The organism is Ruegeria sp. HKCCD6157 (genome assembly GCF_013110685.1).
In the GTDB taxonomy this organism is placed as follows: domain Bacteria; phylum Pseudomonadota; class Alphaproteobacteria; order Rhodobacterales; family Rhodobacteraceae; genus Ruegeria.
Genome location: NZ_WVRB01000003.1, coordinates 196,796 through 216,555 on the forward strand (window position 1 = coordinate 196,796; position 19,760 = coordinate 216,555).

Here is a 19,760-nt window from a genome sequence, read left to right on the forward strand (position 1 = left end):
AATGCCTGCGCCAATCAATACGTTCAAGGCCGCGCTGACGTCGGGAACCCCTTTGATCGGGTGCTGGATCGGCTTGGCCAATGCCTACACCGCCGAGATCGCCGCAACTGCGCAGTTTGACTGGCTGCTGGTCGACGGAGAGCATGCGCCAAACGATCTGCGCTCGATCCTCGAGCAGGTGAGGGTGATTGAAGGATCTGGCAGTACCCCCGTCGCACGCCTGCCGATTGGCGAGACCTGGATGATCAAGCAATATCTTGATGCCGGTGTGCAGAATATTCTGGTGCCGATGGTGGAAAGCGGCGATCAGGCGCGCGAACTGGTGCGGGCCGTGCAGTATCCACCCCGTGGCGTTCGGGGCGTAGGTTCCGCTTTGGCGCGGGCTTCGCGTTTTGCGGCTATCCCGGATTATCTGAAAACGGCGGACGACCAGATCTGTCTTTTGGTGCAGGTCGAAAACAGGCTTGGGCTGGAGGCGCTGGACGACATACTGGCGACTGACGTCGATGGGGTGTTCGTCGGCCCGTCGGATCTGGCCGCAGATATGGGCCATATCGGCGATGCCGGGCACCCGGACGTGATCGAGGCCGTTTTTGATGCGATCCGGCGCATCGTTGCGGCAGGCAAGCCGGCAGGGATATTGTCGCTGGACCCGGTTATGCAGCGAAAATGCCTGGATCTGGGGGCGACATTCGTGGCCACGGACATCGATGTGACTTTGTTCGCCAAGGCAATCCGGGCCGCTGCCGCTGATGGGCTCAGCCTGCTGCCCGATCAGGTGGCTTCGGGAATCGCGCAGACAGGCGCGGCGTCGAAATACCTGCAACAACTTTGCAAACACTGGTCGCACAAGGCTCAGGTAACATTCGATGAAACACAAGGCAGCGTGAGCTTTCCGGACGGGAACCGCGTCACCCTTTCGGCAGGCGATACCAGCCTGACCGTAACCGCCGCCACCCGGGCGCGCGGTGATCTGGCCCGATGGCAACAGGTCATCGAGGCTCATCTGGTGCGTTTTGCGTTTCGGGAAGAGTTCCGCATTGATTGGTCAGGATGAGGGAAACACGTTGCGGCCCTGAACCTGCCACTGTGGCAACGGGTCAAAGGCAGGCACACCTGTGTTGGATTTGGACCGGTTTTGCCCGAAAGGCCCCAGCTAGAGCTTGTGGATACCATGGACGGTCAGAGTGCTGACCAGATCGGCATAGTCTTCGCGGGCCTTGGGCCCTGCTCCGCTGTTCCACATGTAATACCAGTTCAGCATCCCAAAAACTGACATCGTGGTGCCGCGCAGCTTGTCCTTGTCATCGTTGAAGGCTGTCGGGGCCAGCTCTTTCAGGATGTCGCGCACAAAATTTACCAATTCCAGCTGATACCCGCGCAGAAGTTTCTGCTGTTCCTCGGTCAACGCGCTCATGCCGCTGATCTGCACCCGGTGTTCGTCATCTGCGCCCTGGTAGGCAAACAGGATTTCGCGCACCGCTTTCCGCAGCTTCTGTTCAGACGTAAGACCGTTCAGATCCACATTGCAGATACGGTCGCGAAGCTCGCGCAGGTAGGTTTCAAGGATGTCATACAAGATGGCATCCTTGCTGTCGTAATAGTGGTAGATGTTTGCCTTGGAAATCCCGCACTCTTTTGCCAACAGGGTCATCGAGGCGCGATCAAACCCTTGGTCGGCGAACACTTTGGCGGCCGTTTTCAGGATTTGCTTCCGCTTCTGGTCGTGATCTTTGGCGATTGTACGGGCCACGGCTTATTCCTTATCGCGATTGTCGACGACGCGCTTCGCCTTGCCCTGAGAGCGTTCGACGTCGCCGGGGTCACCTACAACAATTTCCGTTGAGACGCCAACGACGTCCTTGATCCGCTTGGTCAGCATCCGTGCCGCGGCCGTCTTGGACAGTTCGTCGGTGGAATCCGGGGACGATTCAACATAAACCCGCATGGCGTCCATGCGGCCGGATTTGTACAGCTCGATCTGATAATAAGGGGCCAGGCCCCCCGTCGCCATGACCTGTTCCTCAATCTGGCTGGGAAAGACGTTGACGCCGCGCAGGATCATCATGTCATCGCTGCGACCGGTGATCTTGGCCATCCGGCGCATGGATCGTGCTGTCCCCGGCAGCAGGCAGGTCAGATCGCGCGTGCGATAGCGGATCATCGGCAAACCCTCTTTGGTCAGGGTCGTGAACACCAACTCGCCGGTTTCGCCATCGGGCAGGACCTCTCCGGTTGCGGGATCAATGATTTCAGGCAGGAAGTGATCTTCCCAGATCACCGGGCCATCCTTGGTTTCAACGCATTCATTGGCCACCCCGGGCCCCATGATTTCGGACAGGCCATAGATGTCGACCGCATGCATATCAAACGCATCCTCGACTTCGGCGCGCATGGCGTCTGTCCAGGGCTCGGCACCGAACACGCCAACCTTCAGCGAGCTTTCACGCGGGTCGAGCCCGGCCTTGTGGAACTGTTCAAGGATATTGAGCATATAGGAAGGCGTAACCATGATCCCGTCGGGCCGGAAATCGTTGATCAGGTTGACTTGCTTTTCGGTTTGCCCGCCGGACATGGGGACGACGGTCGCGCCAAGCCGCTCGATCCCGTAATGTGCGCCAAGCCCGCCGGTGAACAACCCGTAACCATAGGCATTGTGCACCATGTCCCCCTTGCGCAACCCCGATGCACGCAGGGACCTTGCGCCCAGATCCGCCCAATTGTCGATGTCGTTTTTCGTATAGCCCACCACCGTCGGCTTGCCCGTCGTACCGGACGAGGCGTGCAGACGAATGATCTGGCTGCGTGGAACGGCGAACAGGCCGAACGGATAGTTGTCACGCAGATCATTTTTGTACGTGAACGGAAACTTCGCCAGATCCGAGAGCTGCTGAAGATCGTCAGGATGCACACCGGATTCGTCGAACCGTTGCTTGTACATCGGCACGTTCTCATAGGCGTGGCGAACGGACCACTTGAGGCGTTCAAGCTGCGTCGCGCGGATTTCGTCGATCGAGGCGATCTCGATCGGGTCCAGATCCGCTTTGTTTGGGGAAAGGTCTTCCATCGCGTCACTCCTCCAGTCGCGAAGCTATTCCTGAAAATTCTGCCCGCCGACCGCGCGAGACATTCCGCGAAACTCGGCGATCAGGGTGTTGTCTTGGTTGGTGACGCGGACGTCATAGATGCCACTGCGGCCGGTGACGGCAACCTCTGACGCGATTGCGGTCAGATGGTCCCCTTTTTTTCCGGGCGCGAGGTAGCTCATCATCGTATGCTGGCCGACGGTTGCCACGTTGCGGCTGTTGCAGGCGAAGGCAAAGGCGCTGTCGGCCAGGGCATGAGTGACGCCCCCGTGGCAAATGCCGTGCCCGTTGCAGTGATGGTCCCCGACTGTCAGGGTCAGAACTGCACGGCCTTCGTCGACTTCGACCAGATCCATCCCGAACCATTTGCTGGCTTGGTCATTCGCCCACATCGCTTCAGCGGATTTCGTGGCACGTTCTTTGGGTGTCATCATCAGCGTCCCTGGAAATTCGGCGCCCGCTTTTCAAGAAAACTGGATACGCCTTCGGCGTAATCCGCGCTTTCCCCGCAGGTCTTCATTGCGTCTGCTTCGATCTCAAGCTGATCCGAGAGCGACGTGGTGGCAGCCGTTTGAATGCACTGCTTGGTCAGCCCGAGCCCGAGGGTGGGGCCGTTTGCCAATTGCGCGGCAAGTGCGCGCGCTTCGGTCATCAATTGATTCTCGGCCACCGCCTTCCAGATCAGCCCCCAATCTTCGGCTTGCTTGGCCGGAAGGGGTTGGGCCGTCAGGGCCAGCCCCTTGGCGCGCGCCTCGCCCAACAGGCGCGGCAAGTGCCAACTGCCGCCCGTGTCGGGAATCAGGCCTACCTTGGAAAAGCTCTGAATGAACTTCGCACCTTCCGCAGCCAGAACCATATCACAGGCCAGCGCCAGATTAGCACCCGCCCCGGCGGCCACTCCGTTCACGGCGCAGATCACCGGGATATTCATCGACCGGATCAACCGGACAAGAGGGGCATAGAAACTGCGTACCGTTTTGCTTAAATCCGGCGGGCCATCCATTTTCGACGGGTCGCGATCGCCGAGGTCCTGACCGGCACAAAAGCCTCGTCCGGCACCGGTCAGCAATACCGCGCGGGCCCCGCCGTCGCGCGCGGCTTTCAGCGCATCCTGAAGCGCCATGTGCATTTCTTCATTGAACGAGTTCAGCTTGTCCGGGCGGTTCAGGGTGATTTCGGCCCAGTTACCGTTGTCTTGTACAAGAATCGTATCGCTCATGACTGTCTCATCTGGTCTCGTTTCAACTTAATCATTGCATTAACCGAACGGTTGGTCAATATATAAACCCGAACCGAATCTGAACCGATCAAAGGGATTGCAAATGTCGCAGTCGTCGCTGGTGAGCGTTGAATTTAAGGGCGACGTGGCGTGGGTCACCATTGACAACCCGCCGGTAAACGCGACGTCGACAGGTGTTCGGCAAGGGCTGTCTGACGCGGTTGATGCGGTCAAGGGCGCGCGTGTGGCGGTGCTGTGTTGCGCTGGAAAAACTTTTGTCGCAGGCGGCGACATGTCCGAATTCGATGCGCCGCCGGTCGAGCCGCACTTGCCCGACGTGGTTCAGAAAATCGAAGACAGCGAGGTTCCGTTCATTGCCTGCATGCATGGCAACGTGCTGGGCGGCGGGTTCGAAATCGCCATGGCCTGTGCGTGGCGGATCGCAGCGCCGGGAACGGGTTTTGGTCTGCCGGAGGTCAATGTGGGCTTGATCCCCGGGGCAGGGGGCACACAACGATTGCCGCGTCTGGTCGGGATGCAGGCTGCAATTGACATGGCTTGTTCGGGCAAAATTCTCAAGGCAGAGACACTGGCCGAGCTTGGCGGCGTCGACCGCGTCGCCGAAGACCCCAGGGCTGCTGTCCTGGAATTGGTTGCCGACCTTCCCGAACGCCCAATACCTGTCAGCCAGCGTGCTGTGGCGGAGTTTGCGCCGGATCTGTTGGAGGCGAGCCGCGAGGCTTTGAAAAAACGCGCCAAGGGTCAGCAATCGCCGTTGGAAAACCTGACGGCGCTTGGTTGGTCGGTTGAGCCATTTGCCACCGCACAACCGAAAGAGCGCGCGCGCCATCTGGAGTTGCGCCAAAGCCCGGAAAGCCGCGCTTTGCGCTATGCTTTTTTTGCTGAACGTGCCGTGTCCAAACCTTCGTTGATCAAAGACGTGGCCGCCCGTGACATATCACGGATCGCCGTTGTCGGAGGTGGGTTGATGGGGGCAGGGATCGCAACTGCGGCCCTGAACGGCGGGCTGTCCGTGACGTTGATCGAGCGAGACGCTAACGCTGCGGCCGCAGCGCACAATCGGGTCGAGGGTCTGCTGCAAGGCGCGGTCAAGAGAGGCAAGATGTCCGAGGCGCAGCTTCGGGATCGCCTTGCTGCGTTTCGTGCGGTGAACAGTTATGCAGACGCTGCGGATGCCGAACTGGCGATCGAGGCCGTCTTTGAAGACCTGTCCGTCAAGCAGCAGGTATTTGACGAGCTGGCAAGGCGTATGAGCAGCGATGCGATTTTGGCCACCAATACGTCCTATCTGGACCCGCGCGAAATTTTCGCGGACGTCGGCAATCAGGCCCGATGCATCGGGCTGCATTTCTTTAGCCCGGCCCATGTCATGAAACTGCTCGAGGTCGTGGTAGCTCCGCAAACCTCTGCTGAAGTGGTCGCAACCGCGGTCGCGCTTGGCAAAAAGCTTCGCAAGATTTCGGTGCTGTCGGGTATCTGCGATGGGTTCATTGGCAACCGCATGTTGGCCGCCTATCGGCGCGCGGCCGATTATCTGCTGGCAGATGGGGCGCTTCCCTATCAGGTGGACCGTGCAATGCGGGCGTTCGGGATGCCCATGGGGCCTTATGAGCTTCAGGATCTGACCGGTCTTCAAATCGCCTGGGCGAACCGCAAACGCAATGCCGCCAACCGCGACCCGAACGAACGTTATGTCACCATCGCGGACCAGCTTTGTCAGCGCGAGCGTTTCGGCCAGCGTGTCGGCAAAGGGTGGTACCGCTACGAAAAGGGCAGTCGCGATCCGGTTCGGGATCCCGAAGTTGAGACACTGATCGAAGCTTATTCCGACCAGCAGGGCATCACCCGCAGGGATTTTTCGGACGAGGAAATCTGTTCGCGGTTGCTGGCGGTCTTGGCCAACGAGGGCGCTTTGATCATTGAAGAGGGGATCGCGGACAACGCCGAAGCTGTCGATATGGTTCAAATCCATGGATACGGCTTTCCCCGCTGGAGAGGAGGACCGATGAACTATTGCAACGAAATCGGCATCAGCCGGTGCGCCGCAAATATGCTAACCGTAGCGAAAGAAAGCCCAGGTTCGTGGCGCCTCGCGGGCCAAATGGAAAACGATTAACATGTTGATGGTTACAAAAGTGACCATTAACGCATTCTCGAGTCATGTTTCACAGGGAGGAGACAAAACCATGAAGTTCACCAAGTTGAGCACTCTTTTGGCCTCGGCCGCGCTGGCCGTTTCGGGCACAGTGGCGCTGGCGGCGGATTATACGCTGACGATTTCCAGCTGGGCACCGCCGACCCACGGCATCAACGCGAAGATGTGGCCGAAATTCGTGGAAATGGTCGAAGAAGCCACCGATGGCAAAGTCACAGCTGAACTGAAGCTGGGAATTGCCCCGCCGCCGGCGCAGATGGACCTTATCATGGATGGCGCGGCGGATGCGTCGATCATCTTCCACGGATACCAGCCCGGTCGTTTCGTCACCACCAAGATGATTGAGCTGCCCGGATATGAGGGCTCGGCCGAAGCGGCCTCGGTCGCGTATTGGCGTACATACGACAAGTATCTCAAGGCGGCGGACGAACATCGCGGTGTGAAAGTGATCGCCCTGCACACACACGGCCCGGCACAGCTTCATTCCAGCAGCCCGGTGACCAACCTCAACGAGGTATCGGGCCTCAAGGTGCGTATCCCGGGTGGTGTCGGCGGAGATGTCGGCACGGCGCTGGGCGCAACCGGAATCCAGGTTCCCGCGCCGAAAGTATACGAGACACTCGCGTCGAAAGCTGCTGATGGCGTGGTCATGCCATTTGAATCCCGCAAGGGTTTCAAGCTGACCGAAGTGGCGCAAAACGTGTATGAAGTTCCGGGTGGCCTGTATCGCGGGTCATTTGCGTTCATCATGAACGAAGACACTTTTGCGGATCTTCCCGCCGATGTGCAGGCCGCTTTGGAAGAAAAGGTGTTCGGTGAACCGCTGAGCCGCGAAATCGGTAAAATCTGGGATGAGATCGACGCGATCGGCCGTGAGGCGACCGAGCAGACCGAGGGCAACGCGATCAATGCAGCCTCTGCCGAAGATCTGGAAAAGTTCAACGCGATCGCTGCCGATGTGCGCGCCAAGGTCATCGAAGAGGTCAATGGCACGGGCGTCGATGCGCAAGCCGCTTATGACATGATCGTTAACGAAATGGCTGCCCAGTAACGCAGCCGGGCTGGCGGGGTTGACCCGCCAGCCATCTTCACCCGTTGGGGGCCAATCATGCAATCTATCGTGACCTTCGCGCGTCGCGTCAGTATCATTCCGACGGTGCTGGCCTGTGTGGCGCTGTTCATCCTGATGGTGATGACCTTTTTTGACGTCATTCTGCGCTCAGTCTTCAATGCTCCGATCGAGGCGGCAACCGAACTGACGCGGATTCTGATGGCGATCCTTGTGTTCTCGGTTCTGCCGATGATTTCGGCCGGGAAGGGGCAGATCGCCGTTGACCTGACCGACGGAATTTTTTCCCGCCTGCGGCTGAGCAGGGCGCGCGATGCGATTGTCTATCTGGTGTCCGGCATCATGCTGATCTGGCCGATTCAGCGCGTTTGGGTTCTGGCTGAACGTGCACGGGATTACGGGGACGTCACCGAATACCTGTCGATCCCCGTCTTCTATGTCGGCTGGTTCATCGCCGCCTTCACCGCAATAACGGCCGTTGCGATGGTCATCACCGGTCTTTTGCACATTTTTGCCCCCCAAACCTTGTCGGAGCACGCCTGATGACTGCCGCACTGATCGGTTTCGCCCTTGTCTTGGTTCTTGTGTTGGTACGTTTGCCCATCGTGTTTGCGATGGGCCTCGTGGGGACGCTTGGGTTCGCCTATGAGCGCGGTGGCAGCATCCTGTCCGAGCGCGGACTGAAGGCCGCCATGTCAATGGTGGGGCGCCAGATTACGGACACGGCACAGGACTATGGCCTTTCGGTCGTGCCACTGTTCATCCTCATGGGCCTGTTCGTGAACAAGGGCGGGCTCGCGCGCGAATTATACGCGGTTTCAAACGCCTTCCTGGGCCACTTCAGAGGCGGTATCGCCATGGCGACGGTTGCCGCGTGCGGCGGCTTTTCGGCCATTTGCGGTTCCTCGCTGGCAACGGCTGCGACCATGTCCAAAGTCGCGATGCCCGAGATGCGCCGGTACCGCTACTCGGATGAGCTGTCGACCGCGTCGATTGCAGCGGGAGGCACGCTGGGCATCCTGATCCCACCGTCGGTCATTTTGGTGATCTACGGCCTGCTGACCGAAACATCGATCGGCAAACTCTTCGTTGCGGGCATCATCCCCGGTGTACTTGGTATCCTCTTCTATCTGTTCGCGGTGCGCTGGACCGTTTGGCGCAGGCCCGAGGCCGGCCCCGCCGGTGAACGCCACGGTTGGGGCGAACGCCTGTCGGCCCTGCGCTCGGTCTGGGCGGTATTGCTGCTGTTCTTCCTGGTGATCGGCGGCTTGTACGGAGCATTCGATTTCTACCCCCTGAACCTTACCTTCAGCCCGACCGAAGCCGCCGGTATGGGCGCGATGGGGGCATTCCTGATCGCATTGTCGCGCGGCGGGCTGACCCTTGGTTCGACCTTTGAAGTGCTGAAGGAAACCAGCTTCACCGCAGCGGCGCTGTTCTCGGTTCTGATCGGGGCGCAGATCTTCTCGAATTTCATCAACCTGGCCGGTCTGCCCGAAGCGTTGATCGCCCTGGTCACCGCATATGAGGTGGAGCCCTTCGTCGTGATCCTGATGATCCTCGGGATCTACATCATTCTGGGATGCGTCTTTGAATCGCTGTCGATGCTGTTGCTGACGGTTCCGATCTTTTTCCCACTGGTCACGTCATTGGGATATGATCCGATCTGGTTCGGCATCGTTGTCGTCGTCGTGACCGAGATCAGTTTGATCACGCCGCCCGTGGGTTTGAACGTGTTCATTCTGAAAGGCGTGGTCGGGGACGTATCGACCGGAACAATCTTCAGGGGGGTCACACCGTTCTGGGTGGCAGATATCTTCCGTCTGGCTCTGATCGTTCTGGCGCCTTGGCTGGTTCTGGTCCTTCCCGAGCAAATGGGAGCGATGGGCCACTGATGTTTTCTCTGACTGCGCTTCCGGACGGGTTTCATGCGGATCCCTATCCAACCTACGCCGCGTTGCGCGAAGACACGCCCGTCTGCTGGCAGTCCGATGGTTCGGTGGTCCTGTCGCGGTATGACGACCTGGATCTGGTGTACCGGGACACCGAGCGTTTCATATCGGATAAAAAGGCGGTTTTCGGCCCCAAATACGGTATCGACAGCCCGCTGTACGAACACCATACCACCAGCCTTGTGTTCAATGATCCGCCCCTGCATACCCGCGTCCGCAAGGTCATGGTCGGTGCGATGAACCCTCGGGCGCTGGCGCAGATGGAACCGGGCCTGATTCACCTTGTCGATGGGCTGCTGGACGAGATGCAGGCCAAGGGCTCGGTAGAGTTGATCGAGGATTTTGCCGGCGCCATCCCGATCGAGATCATCGGCAACCTGCTTGGCATTCCCAGATCGGAACGTGCCCCTTTGCGGGATTGGTCTTTGGCTATTCTGGGCGCTTTGGAACCCCAATTGACGCCCGAGCAGGAAGAGTGGGGCAACCGGTCGGTTTCTGAATTCAAGGACTATCTTCGGCATGTCATCGAAGATCGCCGGGCCAACCCCGGAGATCCAGCGACGGATGTCCTGACACGTTTGATGCAGGATGACACCGATGGTGGCCTGACCGAGGTCGAGCTGTACCAGAACTGCATCTTCATTCTGAATGCAGGGCACGAGACCACCACCAACCTGATCGGCAACGCATTGGAACTGTTGGAACGGCACCGCGACAAACGGGCCGCGCTTCTGGCCAATCCGGATCTGATCAACACGGCAGTGGACGAGTTTCTGCGGCTGGAAAGCCCAAATCAGTTTGGCAATCGTCTGACCACCGAAGACGTAACGTTCCACGGTCAGACCATTCCGGCAGGTACGGACATTCACCTGTGTATCGGCGCGGCCAATCGCGATCCGCGGCAGTTTGAACAACCTGATGAGGTTGTATTGGATCGACGTCCCAACAAGCATCACGCATTTGCCGGAGGCCCCCACACATGCGTCGGCCTGACCCTGGCGCGTATGGAGGGTCGCGTGGCCGTCGGACGGTTTCTTGCGCGATTCCCGACCTATCGCATCACTGACGGCGCCGAACGGGGCGGCCGCATCCGGTTTCGGGGTTTCGCGCGACTGCCAGCACAAGTCTGAGATGCTCGGTTGGGGGTGCCAATTCGCCAATTTATTGACCGACCGATCGGTTTATATTATGATTTCGTGAGACGGGCATATGGCCGCGCGAAGTTCACACAACAAATGAGGAGACGCTCATGACAATCCAACAGATTTCCAGCTTCGCGGCCGGTGAATGGGTTTCGCCCGGTGCGGGTGCCCGCAATATTACAAGCGCAGTCACCGGCGAGGTGATCGCCACGGCCGGCAATAGTGCGTTGGATGTGCAGGGGATGCTGGACTATGCGCGCAATGTCGGCGGGCCGGCGCTGCGGCAGATGACGTTCCACCAGCGGGCCAAGATGCTCAAGGCGTTGTCCATTCATTTGGGTCAGCACAAACAGGCATTGTATGACCTGTCTTTCAGCACAGGTGCCACCCAGTCCGACCACTTGATCGACATAGACGGTGGTATCGGCACGATGTTCGTCTTCGCTTCGAAAGGTCGCCGCGAGATGCCGGATGGACATGTCTATCTGGACGGTGAGGTCGAGCAGCTGTCGCGAAACGGCACCTTTCTGGGGCAGCATATCTGTACCCCGTTGCATGGGGTGGCGGTTCACATCAACGCGTTCAACTTTCCTGTCTGGGGGATGCTGGAAAAGCTGGCTCCAACCCTTCTGGCAGGCGTTCCGGCCATCGTAAAGCCGGCGACGAACTCGTGCTACGTCACCGAACTATGCGTCCGGCTGATGCTGGATTCCGGCATTTTGCCTGCGGGCGCGTTGCAGCTGGTTTCGGGTGGTCTGGGCGATATGCTGGACCGTCTGACCATGCAGGACGTGGTCAGTTTCACCGGATCTGCGGAAACGGCGTCGAAACTGCGTTCCAACCCGGTGATTCTGGAGAATTCAGTTCGTTTCGTGGCCGAGCAGGACAGTCTGAACTGCTCGATCCTGGGCCCTGATGCCGAGCCCGGAACGCCGGAATTCGACCTTTTCGTCAAAGAAGTCCAGCGCGAGATGACCACGAAGGCCGGGCAGAAATGTACGGCGATCCGCCGGATCATTGCCCCAGAGCCTCAGGTGCAGGCGGTGATCGAAGCCCTGTCCGCGCGGTTGGCGAAAACGGTCATCGGCGACCCAAGGCTGGAAACCACACGCATGGGCGCGCTGGTCTCGAACGGTCAGAAACGCGATGTTCTGGAAAAGGCGGCAATCATCGGGCAGGAAGCCGAGCGCGTTTTCGGCAACCCTGACGATTTTGAGGTTGATGGGGCGGATGCCGAGAAAGGCGCGTTCCTGCCGCCGATGTTGTACCACTGTGCCAATCCGGATGCGGCCCGACGCGTCCATGACACCGAGGCTTTTGGCCCGGTCAGCACGGTGATGGGGTATCGCGATCTTGACCATGCGATCGAACTGGCAAATCGCGGGCAGGGGTCGCTGGTGGCGTCGGTCATAACCCGTGACGCGGATGTGGCGCGGCACGTTGCCCTGGGGGCCGGGGCCTATCACGGGCGGCTGTATTTCAACAATCGCGACTCGATGAAGGAATCCACCGGCCACGGCTCTCCTCTGCCGCATATGGTTCACGGCGGCCCCGGACGCGCTGGTGGCGGCGAGGAGATGGGCGGTGTGCGTGGCGTGAAGCATTACATGCAGAGGACAGCCATTCAGGGATCGCCCGATCTGCTGACCGCGATCGGGAACAAATGGGTTCCCGGCGCGAACGAGGTCGAAGGGCCAGCCCATCCGTTCACGCGCCGGTTCCACGAGCTGGCGATTGGCGAGACCCTCCACACGGCGCCCCGTACAATCACGATGGAAGACATCGAACACTTTGCCAATTTCACCGGCGATACGTTCTATGCGCATATGGATCAGGCAGCGGCGGAACGGAACCCGTTCTTCCCGGGCCGAGTGGCCCATGGGTATCTGCTTTTGTCATTTGCAGCCGGATTGTTTGTTGAACCGAACGAAGGCCCGGTTCTGGCAAACACGGGTCTTGACGGGTTGCGATTCATGAAGCCCGTCGAGGCGGGTGATACCATCAAAGTGCGGTTGACGGTCAAGGCCAAGACCAAACGGAACGAAGAATACGGCGAAGTCCGTTGGCATGTCACCCTGACCCAGCAGGATGATGAAATGGTTGCGGAATATGAGCTTTTGACGATGGTCGCCTACTAGGCCCGGAACCCGTTGAATTCGGCAGGTCAGCGTGTTCACGGTTCGAAAAACGAGCGGTGAACATGTCTGATCTTCGGGATGCGTGCCAGAATCCGGGGGTGCAAACAGTGCGGGTTGCCTGCAAGGCACGCCAAGCGGCGCAATCGCGCCTGGATCATGTTCGACAGGATCAACGGCTGGTGGCGCGTCGCAACCCTGTGCGAGCGAGGCTCAAAGGTCCTCTCGCCCGCGTTGCCATCGTCATTTGTCGGCTGTGACTCCTGATCCCCGCGCCCGTTGAACATGCACCTCAACCTGAGTTTGCAGATTGGCCGGGCGTTCCATCAGGGTGGAAAAACGGCGGTCTTCTTTACCGTTCCATAAACAAAGCTGGTGTCGATCGAAGCAATCCCACCGATCGGGTGAATTCTGTTTCGAATGAATTCTTCATATGCCTCGAGATCCGATACCAACACCCGCAACTGATAGTCCATCGCCCCGGTCAGCACGTGGCATTCAAGAACTTCGTCGATCATCCGAACGCGTTTTTCGAAATTCTGAACGTCCATTTCATTGTGCCGCTCCAACCGGATCCGCACAAAAACGGTAATGCCTATGCCGTATGCGGCGGCGTCCACATCTGCGCTGTAACCCTTTATGATCCCGCGCGCTTCGAGGTTCTTGACCCGGCGCAGACAGGGCGACGGAGATAGGTTCACCTCGTCGGCAAGGTCTTGGTTCGTCATGCGCCCGTCCTTTTGCAGCGCCCGAATGATCTGTCTGTCTTTATCGTCCATTTCAACCTTAAACTTGGCAGAATCTGCCAATTTCTATCGTGTTTTTGGTACTATTTGCAAGTAAAAGCCCAAAGTAAAGGTGCAAACTGGCGCCAGCTTGAAACAGGAGCTTGCAATGACTCGTTCAACCGGATTTGCCACCCGCGCCATTCACCACGCTTACAACCCTTTGGAAAATGACGGCGCCCTTACCCCACCGCTGCATTTGACGTCCACGTTTACCTTTGAAACCGCAGAGGCTGGTGGAGAGATGTTTGCCGGTGAACGCGCAGGTCATATCTACAGCCGTATTTCGAACCCCACATGTGACCTTCTGGAACAACGCATTGCGGTGCTTGAAGGGGCCGAGGCTGGACTGGCCCTTTCCAGCGGCATGGGGGCGATCACGGCAGTGCTTTGGACCCTGCTGTCACCGGGGGACGAAGTCATCGTGGACAAAACACTCTATGGCTGCACCTTCGCCTTCATGCGCCACGGACTGTCAAAATGGGGGGTCACGATCACCCATGTCGACATGACAGACCCAGAGAACCTGAAAGCTGCCGTTTCTGACAAAACCCGCGTTGTCTATTTCGAAACTCCGGCCAATCCGAACATGCGCTTGGTGGATATTGCCGCCAGCGCCGAGATCGCGCATTCGGTCGGAGCAACGGTTGTCGTCGACAACACCTATGCCAGCCCCTATCTGACCCGCCCGATCGAGCACGGGGCGGATATCGTTCTGCATTCTGCCACCAAATATCTCGGCGGGCATGGCGACGTGGTCGCTGGTCTGGTTGTCGGCACCGCCGAACAGATCGCCGAAATCCGCCTGGTCGGAATGAAGGATATGACCGGTGCGGTCATGGCCCCTTTCAACGCGATGCTGATCCTGCGTGGCCTGAAAACACTGAACCTGCGTCTGGATCGTCATTGCGCGTCAGCCAGGGTCGTCGCTGATTTCCTCGAGGCCCATCCCGCCGTCGGCGAGGTTTACTTTCCCGGGCTGAGAAGCTTTGCCCAGCATGATGTCGCGCAGCGGCAAATGTCCCAACCCGGCGCCATGATCGCGTTCGAGATCAAGTCCGGCCTGTCCGGTGGGATCGAATTCATGAATCGTCTGAACATGATCCAGCGCGCGGTGTCTTTGGGCGATGCCGAAACGCTGATCCAGCACCCTGCATCCATGACTCATTCGACCTATACCCCGGAAGAACGGGCCGAGCATGGGATCAGCGATGGTTTGATCCGTTTGTCCGTCGGGCTTGAGGATGTCGAAGATATCCTCGCAGACCTGGAGCAAGCTTTGCCGTATCCTGCCCGCAGCGCCGCCTGAACCCGGAGACCGCCATGCACATAGATCCCACCCAGTTGAAGATCGTTGAACAACGTCTGTTATGGTTGTCGCATTGGATGATCCACCATGCCAACCAAATCCGGCCAAAGGTGGATGGGATCAAGGTTGGTGGCCATCAGGCGTCGTCTGCTTCGATGGTGTCGATCATGACCGCGCTCTATTTTTCGGCCCTGCGCCCTGAAGACCGGGTGGCTGTCAAACCCCATGCCTCGCCGGTTTTCCATGCGATGCAGTATCTCATGGGCAATCAAACGCGCGAGAAGATGGAAAATTTCCGTGGTTTTGGCGGTGTGCAAAGCTATCCCAGCCGGACCAAGGATATCGACGACGTTGATTTTTCCACCGGGTCTGTGGGGCTGGGTGTCGCGATCACCTCGTTTGCTTCGATCATTCAGGATTACATCAAGGCCAAAAGCTGGGGCTCGGATGCTCCGATGGGGCGGATGGTGGCCCTTGTAGGCGACGCCGAACTGGACGAAGGCAATGTGTACGAGGCATTGCAGGAAGGCTGGAAGAACGACCTGCGCAATACGTGGTGGATCATTGACTACAACCGGCAATCCCTGGATGGCATCGTCCGCGAAGGGCTATTCGAACGGATTGAAAAGATCTTCGATGCGTTCGGTTGGGATGTCGTGCGCGTGAAATATGGGGTTCTGCAACGCGCGGCCTTTGAAGAACCGGGTGGCGATCGCCTGCGCGACTGGATCGATGCGTGCCCCAATCAGGATTATTCGGCTTTGACCTTCATGGGGGGCGCAGTCTGGCGGCAGCGCCTGATGGACGATCTGGGGGATCAGGGGGATGTGACCGCTCTGATTGAACGGCGGACGGATGCAGAGCTGGCGGCGCTGATGGAAAACCTTGGCGGCAATTGCGTCGAGACCATGGCCCGGACATTTGCCGCCATTGATCATGATCGCCCGACCTGTTTCCTGGCCTACACCGTCAAAGGGTGGGGCACCCCCATCGCAGGTCACAAGGACAATCACGGCGGGCTGATGAACAACAGCCAGTTCGCCGCGTGGCAGTCGCATATGGGCGTGCCAGACGGCGAGGAATGGGAGCCGCTTGCGACAGTACAGGACCCCGCCGCATTCAAGGATTTTCTGGCCAGGGCACCGTTCTTTGCCAAGGGTCCGCGCCGCTATTTCGATGACAAGCTGGACATGCCAAGGATCGAGGTCGACACCAGCCGTGAAATCTCGACCCAGATGGCGTTTGGCAAGATCCTTGACGATCTGTCAAAAGGTGATGGCCCGTTGACCGAACGCATCGTGACAACCTCTCCGGATGTCACCGGCACGACTAACCTGGGGCCTTGGGTGAACCGGCGCAAGCTGTTTGCCCGATCCACGCAAGCCGATGCCTTCATAGAACATCGGATCCCTTCGACGGCGAAATGGGAATTCACGCCGGAAGGGCAGCATATCGAGCTTGGGATCGCCGAAATGAACCTGATGCTGCTTCTGGGAGCGGCGGGTCTGTCGCATTCCCTGTTTGGCAAACGTTTGATCCCGATCGGCACCGTCTATGACCCCTTTGTCAGTCGCGGCCTCGATGCGCTGAACTATGCCTGCTATCAGGATGCACGCTTTATTCTCGTTGGTACGCCGTCGGGCGTGACACTGGCACCTGAAGGCGGAGCGCATCAATCCGTCGGCACACCGCTGATCGGGATGAGCCAGGACGGGCTGGCTGCATTTGAACCCGCCTTTGCTGATGAACTGGCGGTGATCATGGAATGGGCCTTCGACTATCTGCAACGCGACGGTGAAGGACAACCGGACGAGCGCACATGGCTGCGCGATGAAACCGGCGGTTCCGTCTATTTGCGTCTGACGACCAACCCGATTGAGCAGCCCGGCAAACGCGTGGATGACGAGTTTCGGCAGGGTGCCATTGACGGGGCCTATTGGTTGCGAAAACCGGGGCCCAATTGCGAAGTTGTAATCGCCTATCAAGGTGCTGTCGCGCCTGAGGCAATCAAGGCCGCCGGTATCATCGGCGAGGGCCGGCGCGATGTCGGCGTTCTGGCCGTGACGTCCGCGGATCGGCTGAATGCCGGTTGGACGGCTGCACAACGCGCGCGGTCGCGCGGCAACCCCGCCGCACTATCCCACATCGAAACCCTGATGTCTGGTCTGCCAGCGCACTGCAATCTGGTCACCGTGATTGACGGGCATCCTGCAACATTGTCGTGGCTGGGCGCTGTGCGCGGTCATCAGACCATTCCGATGGGGGTCGAACATTTTGGCCAGACAGGAACGATCGGTGATCTCTATCGCCACCACTGTATTGATGCCGATGCCATCATCGAAAAAGTGAATGGCTTGACCCGTGGCAGAGTACTTCATCGGGCAACAGGGGCTTGAGATTGGGCCAACAAGATCAGGAACGATCCCGCTCGGGCTCTTGTTTGACCCATGTCGCATCGACGACGGTCATGTCATCGAAATGATCGGCACGGTTATGCGTGCCCGGTGCATGTTTCCGACGCCCAACAGCAGGCAGCTGCCGGCAAGATGTTGAATTATGTTCCCGCGTTGACCTAGGCTTGACGCGGCCCGGCCCTGGCGGTTGCGTCAGGGTCTGATCTGTCAGGGTGTTCCCTTATGAGGAGCTTTTCGGCGAAAATGCCCGTTTTCCCGTCTATACAACCGGGATGGCAGCCGATAAGGGGCTGTCTTTACCCTTGGATGATCCGCTGATCGCAATTCCGCACAGCGCCTATCACCTGGCCGATACAAAGAACCACCACCGTGAAACAAACCATTGCAGATGCGCTAGCGCGCAAGGGCTATGATACATTGACCCAAGTTCAGCGAGCCGTCACCCAGCCCGAGCTGGAAGGGCGCGACATGCTGGTTTCGGCCCAGACCGGATCAGGGAAGACCATTGGGTTTGGTCTGGCGATAGCGCACAGGGTGCTGGGCGATGAAGAAACGCTCGGCAAACCCGAAGCGCCGTTGGCGCTGGTTGTCGCACCGACCCGCGAGCTGGCACTTCAGGTAAAACGGGAACTTGGCTGGTTGTATTCCGGAGCGGGAGCGTTTCTGGCCTCGTGCGTCGGGGGCATGGACATTCGGGATGAACGTCGCGCGTTGGCCCGAGGCGCACATATCGTTGTGGCCACTCCGGGACGACTTCGCGACCATATCAATCGAGGTTCAATCGATCTGACAGCTATCCGAGCGGTTGTCCTGGACGAAGCGGATGAAATGCTGGATCTGGGGTTCCGCGAGGATCTTGAGTTCATCCTTGATGAAACACCCGCGGATCGTCAGACCTTGTTGTTTTCTGCCACTGTGCCACGCGCAATTGCCAATCTGGCCAAGCGGTATCAGCGCGACGCGGAACGTGTGAGCACGGTCGGCGAACAGACCCAGCATGCGGATATCGAGTATCGGGCCATGACGGTGGCGCCGCGTGATGGTGAAAACGCAATAATCAATGTGCTGCGATATTACGAGGCCCCCAATGCCATCGTTTTCTGCAACACCCGAGCGATGGTTTCGCGCCTGACCGCGCGCCTGTCGAACCGGGGGTTTTCTGTCGTGGCCCTGTCAGGTGAGCTGACCCAGAGCGAACGATCCAACGCGTTGCAGGCCATGCGCGATGGACGGGCCCGGGTCTGTGTCGCAACCGATGTTGCGGCCCGCGGCATCGATCTGCCCAACCTTGATCTGGTTGTCCATGCCGAACTGCCCAACAGCCATGAAACACTGTTGCACCGGTCTGGCCGCACGGGTCGCGCTGGGCGCAAGGGCGTCAGTGCCCTGATCGTCGCGCCATCATCGCGCAAAAAGGCAGAGCGCATTCTGAAATTTGCCAAGCTGACAGCAGAATGGAGATCGGCCCCGTCTGCCGACGAGGTGAACGAGCGTGATCAGGCTCGGATGCTGGCATCAGAGGACTGGCAGGTCGAGGTCACGGAAAGCGAACGCCCGTCTGTTGAAAAACTGATTGCTCGCTTCACGCCCGAACAAATCGCAGCCGCTTACCTGAGGCAATACAAACTGCGCCATTCCGCCCCGGAAGAGCTGTCGGCGGTCGACCAGGCCGCCCCAAAACCACGCGCATCTTTTGAGCCAGGCGTCTGGTTTTCATTGTCCGAAGGGCACAATCAGAATGCGTCTCCCCGTCATATGCTGCCGATGATCTGCAAGGCGGGCGATCTGACAAAAGACGATATCGGTGCCATCCGGATTGCCGAGGACGTAACTTATTTCGAAATCAGTGAAGCCAGTGTCGACCGCTTTCTGACCGCCATTGGTCCAGAGATGAAAATCGAAGAAACCAAAGACCTTGTGCGGTTGGACAAAGCACCGGACCTGTCGTCAACCGGTCGGTCCGGTCTCAAAAGAAAGTTCAAAGGCAGACCTACGGGACACAAAAAGGAAAACTCTCCGGCTGAGCGGAAAGCCCACCGCCGCCAATCCAAGCCCGAGGTTCAGCCTGCCCAGACCGTGCCCGCGACCGAAACCCGTCGAGCGTCGGATGACGACGCAAAAAGCCAGTTCAGCGCTTCGGGTGCAAAACCGAAAAAGCGCAAGCCCGGCAGTGTCGAGCAAAGGAGAGGTCGCTCTAAACCAGCCGGAGACGCGCCGAAAGGTCCGCCGCCGCCGAAGGGCAAGCCAAACAGCAAGAAGAATCGTGCACGCGCGGCGGCCGTCAAATCCGCCAAGGGTGGCAACGCAGTTCCAAAACGTCGCAAATCCGGACCCAAGGGCAGTTGATTTCCGCCACGCGCAAGGTCTGTCCTCTGGGCATCGGCAAGTGACCAGGTGCCGTGGATTTCGGTCGCGGCATACACATGTGCTTAACAGTTGCGTGATTTTTCGGGGTAGGAGCAAACTAAGCTTT

General features: G+C 58.8%; 15 protein-coding genes. 10 read left to right on the forward strand and 5 right to left on the reverse strand.

Annotated elements, in window-relative coordinates:
- Position 1: 1 nt before the first annotated feature.
- Positions 2–1,057, forward strand: a complete 1,056-nt coding sequence (locus GS612_RS12830) for an aldolase/citrate lyase family protein (RefSeq protein WP_171640807.1) — start codon at positions 2–4, stop codon at positions 1,055–1,057.
- Positions 1,058–1,156: 99 nt separating this feature from the next.
- On the opposite strand, the gene GS612_RS12835 is transcribed toward GS612_RS12830, so the two are convergent.
- Genes GS612_RS12835 through paaG form a run of 4 tightly spaced genes read right to left on the reverse strand, consistent with a single transcriptional unit; the run spans position 1,157 to position 4,305 of the window.
- Entirely contained in the window at positions 1,157–1,753 is a 597-nt protein-coding gene (locus GS612_RS12835; protein WP_171229369.1) for a TetR/AcrR family transcriptional regulator, read from the reverse strand.
- Positions 1,754–1,756: 3 nt separating this feature from the next.
- Positions 1,757–3,067, reverse strand: coding sequence for a phenylacetate--CoA ligase PaaK (paaK, locus tag GS612_RS12840; protein WP_152460575.1), 1,311 nt, complete (start codon positions 3,065–3,067; stop codon positions 1,757–1,759).
- Positions 3,068–3,091: 24 nt separating this feature from the next.
- Complete coding sequence (gene paaI / locus GS612_RS12845; RefSeq protein ID WP_171170296.1) at positions 3,092–3,517, reverse strand: hydroxyphenylacetyl-CoA thioesterase PaaI; 426 nt, start codon at positions 3,515–3,517, stop codon at positions 3,092–3,094.
- A 2-nt stretch (positions 3,518–3,519) separates the two neighbouring features.
- On the reverse strand, positions 3,520–4,305 hold the full coding sequence (gene paaG / locus GS612_RS12850; protein ID WP_171640809.1) for a 2-(1,2-epoxy-1,2-dihydrophenyl)acetyl-CoA isomerase PaaG: 786 nt from the start codon (positions 4,303–4,305) through the stop codon (positions 3,520–3,522).
- A 103-nt stretch (positions 4,306–4,408) separates the two neighbouring features.
- Between paaG and GS612_RS12855 the strand changes: the two genes are divergently transcribed.
- From GS612_RS12855 to paaZ, 6 genes are all read left to right on the forward strand, one after another.
- On the forward strand, positions 4,409–6,442 hold the full coding sequence (locus GS612_RS12855; protein ID WP_171640811.1) for an FAD-dependent oxidoreductase: 2,034 nt from the start codon (positions 4,409–4,411) through the stop codon (positions 6,440–6,442).
- A 70-nt stretch (positions 6,443–6,512) separates the two neighbouring features.
- Positions 6,513–7,532 carry a TRAP transporter substrate-binding protein gene (locus GS612_RS12860; protein WP_171640813.1) on the forward strand — a complete coding sequence of 340 codons (1,020 nt, stop codon included), beginning with the start codon at positions 6,513–6,515 and terminating at the stop codon, positions 7,530–7,532.
- A gap of 57 nt (positions 7,533–7,589) precedes the next feature.
- Positions 7,590–8,093, forward strand: a complete 504-nt coding sequence (locus GS612_RS12865) for a TRAP transporter small permease (protein WP_152460571.1) — start codon at positions 7,590–7,592, stop codon at positions 8,091–8,093.
- Positions 8,093–9,445 carry a TRAP transporter large permease gene (locus GS612_RS12870; RefSeq protein ID WP_171640815.1) on the forward strand — a complete coding sequence of 451 codons (1,353 nt, stop codon included), beginning with the start codon at positions 8,093–8,095 and terminating at the stop codon, positions 9,443–9,445. The genes GS612_RS12865 and GS612_RS12870 overlap by 1 nt, the downstream gene beginning before the upstream one ends.
- Positions 9,445–10,632, forward strand: coding sequence for a cytochrome P450 (locus GS612_RS12875; protein ID WP_171640817.1), 1,188 nt, complete (start codon positions 9,445–9,447; stop codon positions 10,630–10,632). The genes GS612_RS12870 and GS612_RS12875 overlap by 1 nt, the downstream gene beginning before the upstream one ends.
- Before the next feature lie 119 nt (positions 10,633–10,751).
- Positions 10,752–12,782 (forward strand): phenylacetic acid degradation bifunctional protein PaaZ, encoded by a 2,031-nt coding sequence (paaZ, locus tag GS612_RS12880; protein ID WP_171640819.1) that lies wholly within the window; start codon positions 10,752–10,754, stop codon positions 12,780–12,782.
- Between the two features lie 323 nt (positions 12,783–13,105).
- On the opposite strand, the gene GS612_RS12885 is transcribed toward paaZ, so the two are convergent.
- Complete coding sequence (locus GS612_RS12885) at positions 13,106–13,558, reverse strand: Lrp/AsnC family transcriptional regulator (protein WP_171640821.1); 453 nt, start codon at positions 13,556–13,558, stop codon at positions 13,106–13,108.
- Positions 13,559–13,673: 115 nt separating this feature from the next.
- Between GS612_RS12885 and GS612_RS12890 the strand changes: the two genes are divergently transcribed.
- The 3 genes from GS612_RS12890 to GS612_RS12900 all read left to right on the forward strand — a co-directional run bounded on the left by GS612_RS12890 (position 13,674) and on the right by GS612_RS12900 (position 19,633).
- Entirely contained in the window at positions 13,674–14,873 is a 1,200-nt protein-coding gene (locus GS612_RS12890; protein WP_171640823.1) for a methionine gamma-lyase, read from the forward strand.
- 14 nt (positions 14,874–14,887) lie between these two features.
- Positions 14,888–17,269, forward strand: a complete 2,382-nt coding sequence (locus GS612_RS12895; RefSeq protein ID WP_171640825.1) for a 1-deoxy-D-xylulose-5-phosphate synthase N-terminal domain-containing protein — start codon at positions 14,888–14,890, stop codon at positions 17,267–17,269.
- A 387-nt stretch (positions 17,270–17,656) separates the two neighbouring features.
- Positions 17,657–19,633, forward strand: coding sequence for a DEAD/DEAH box helicase (locus GS612_RS12900; protein ID WP_171640827.1), 1,977 nt, complete (start codon positions 17,657–17,659; stop codon positions 19,631–19,633).
- Positions 19,634–19,760: the final 127 nt, after the last annotated feature.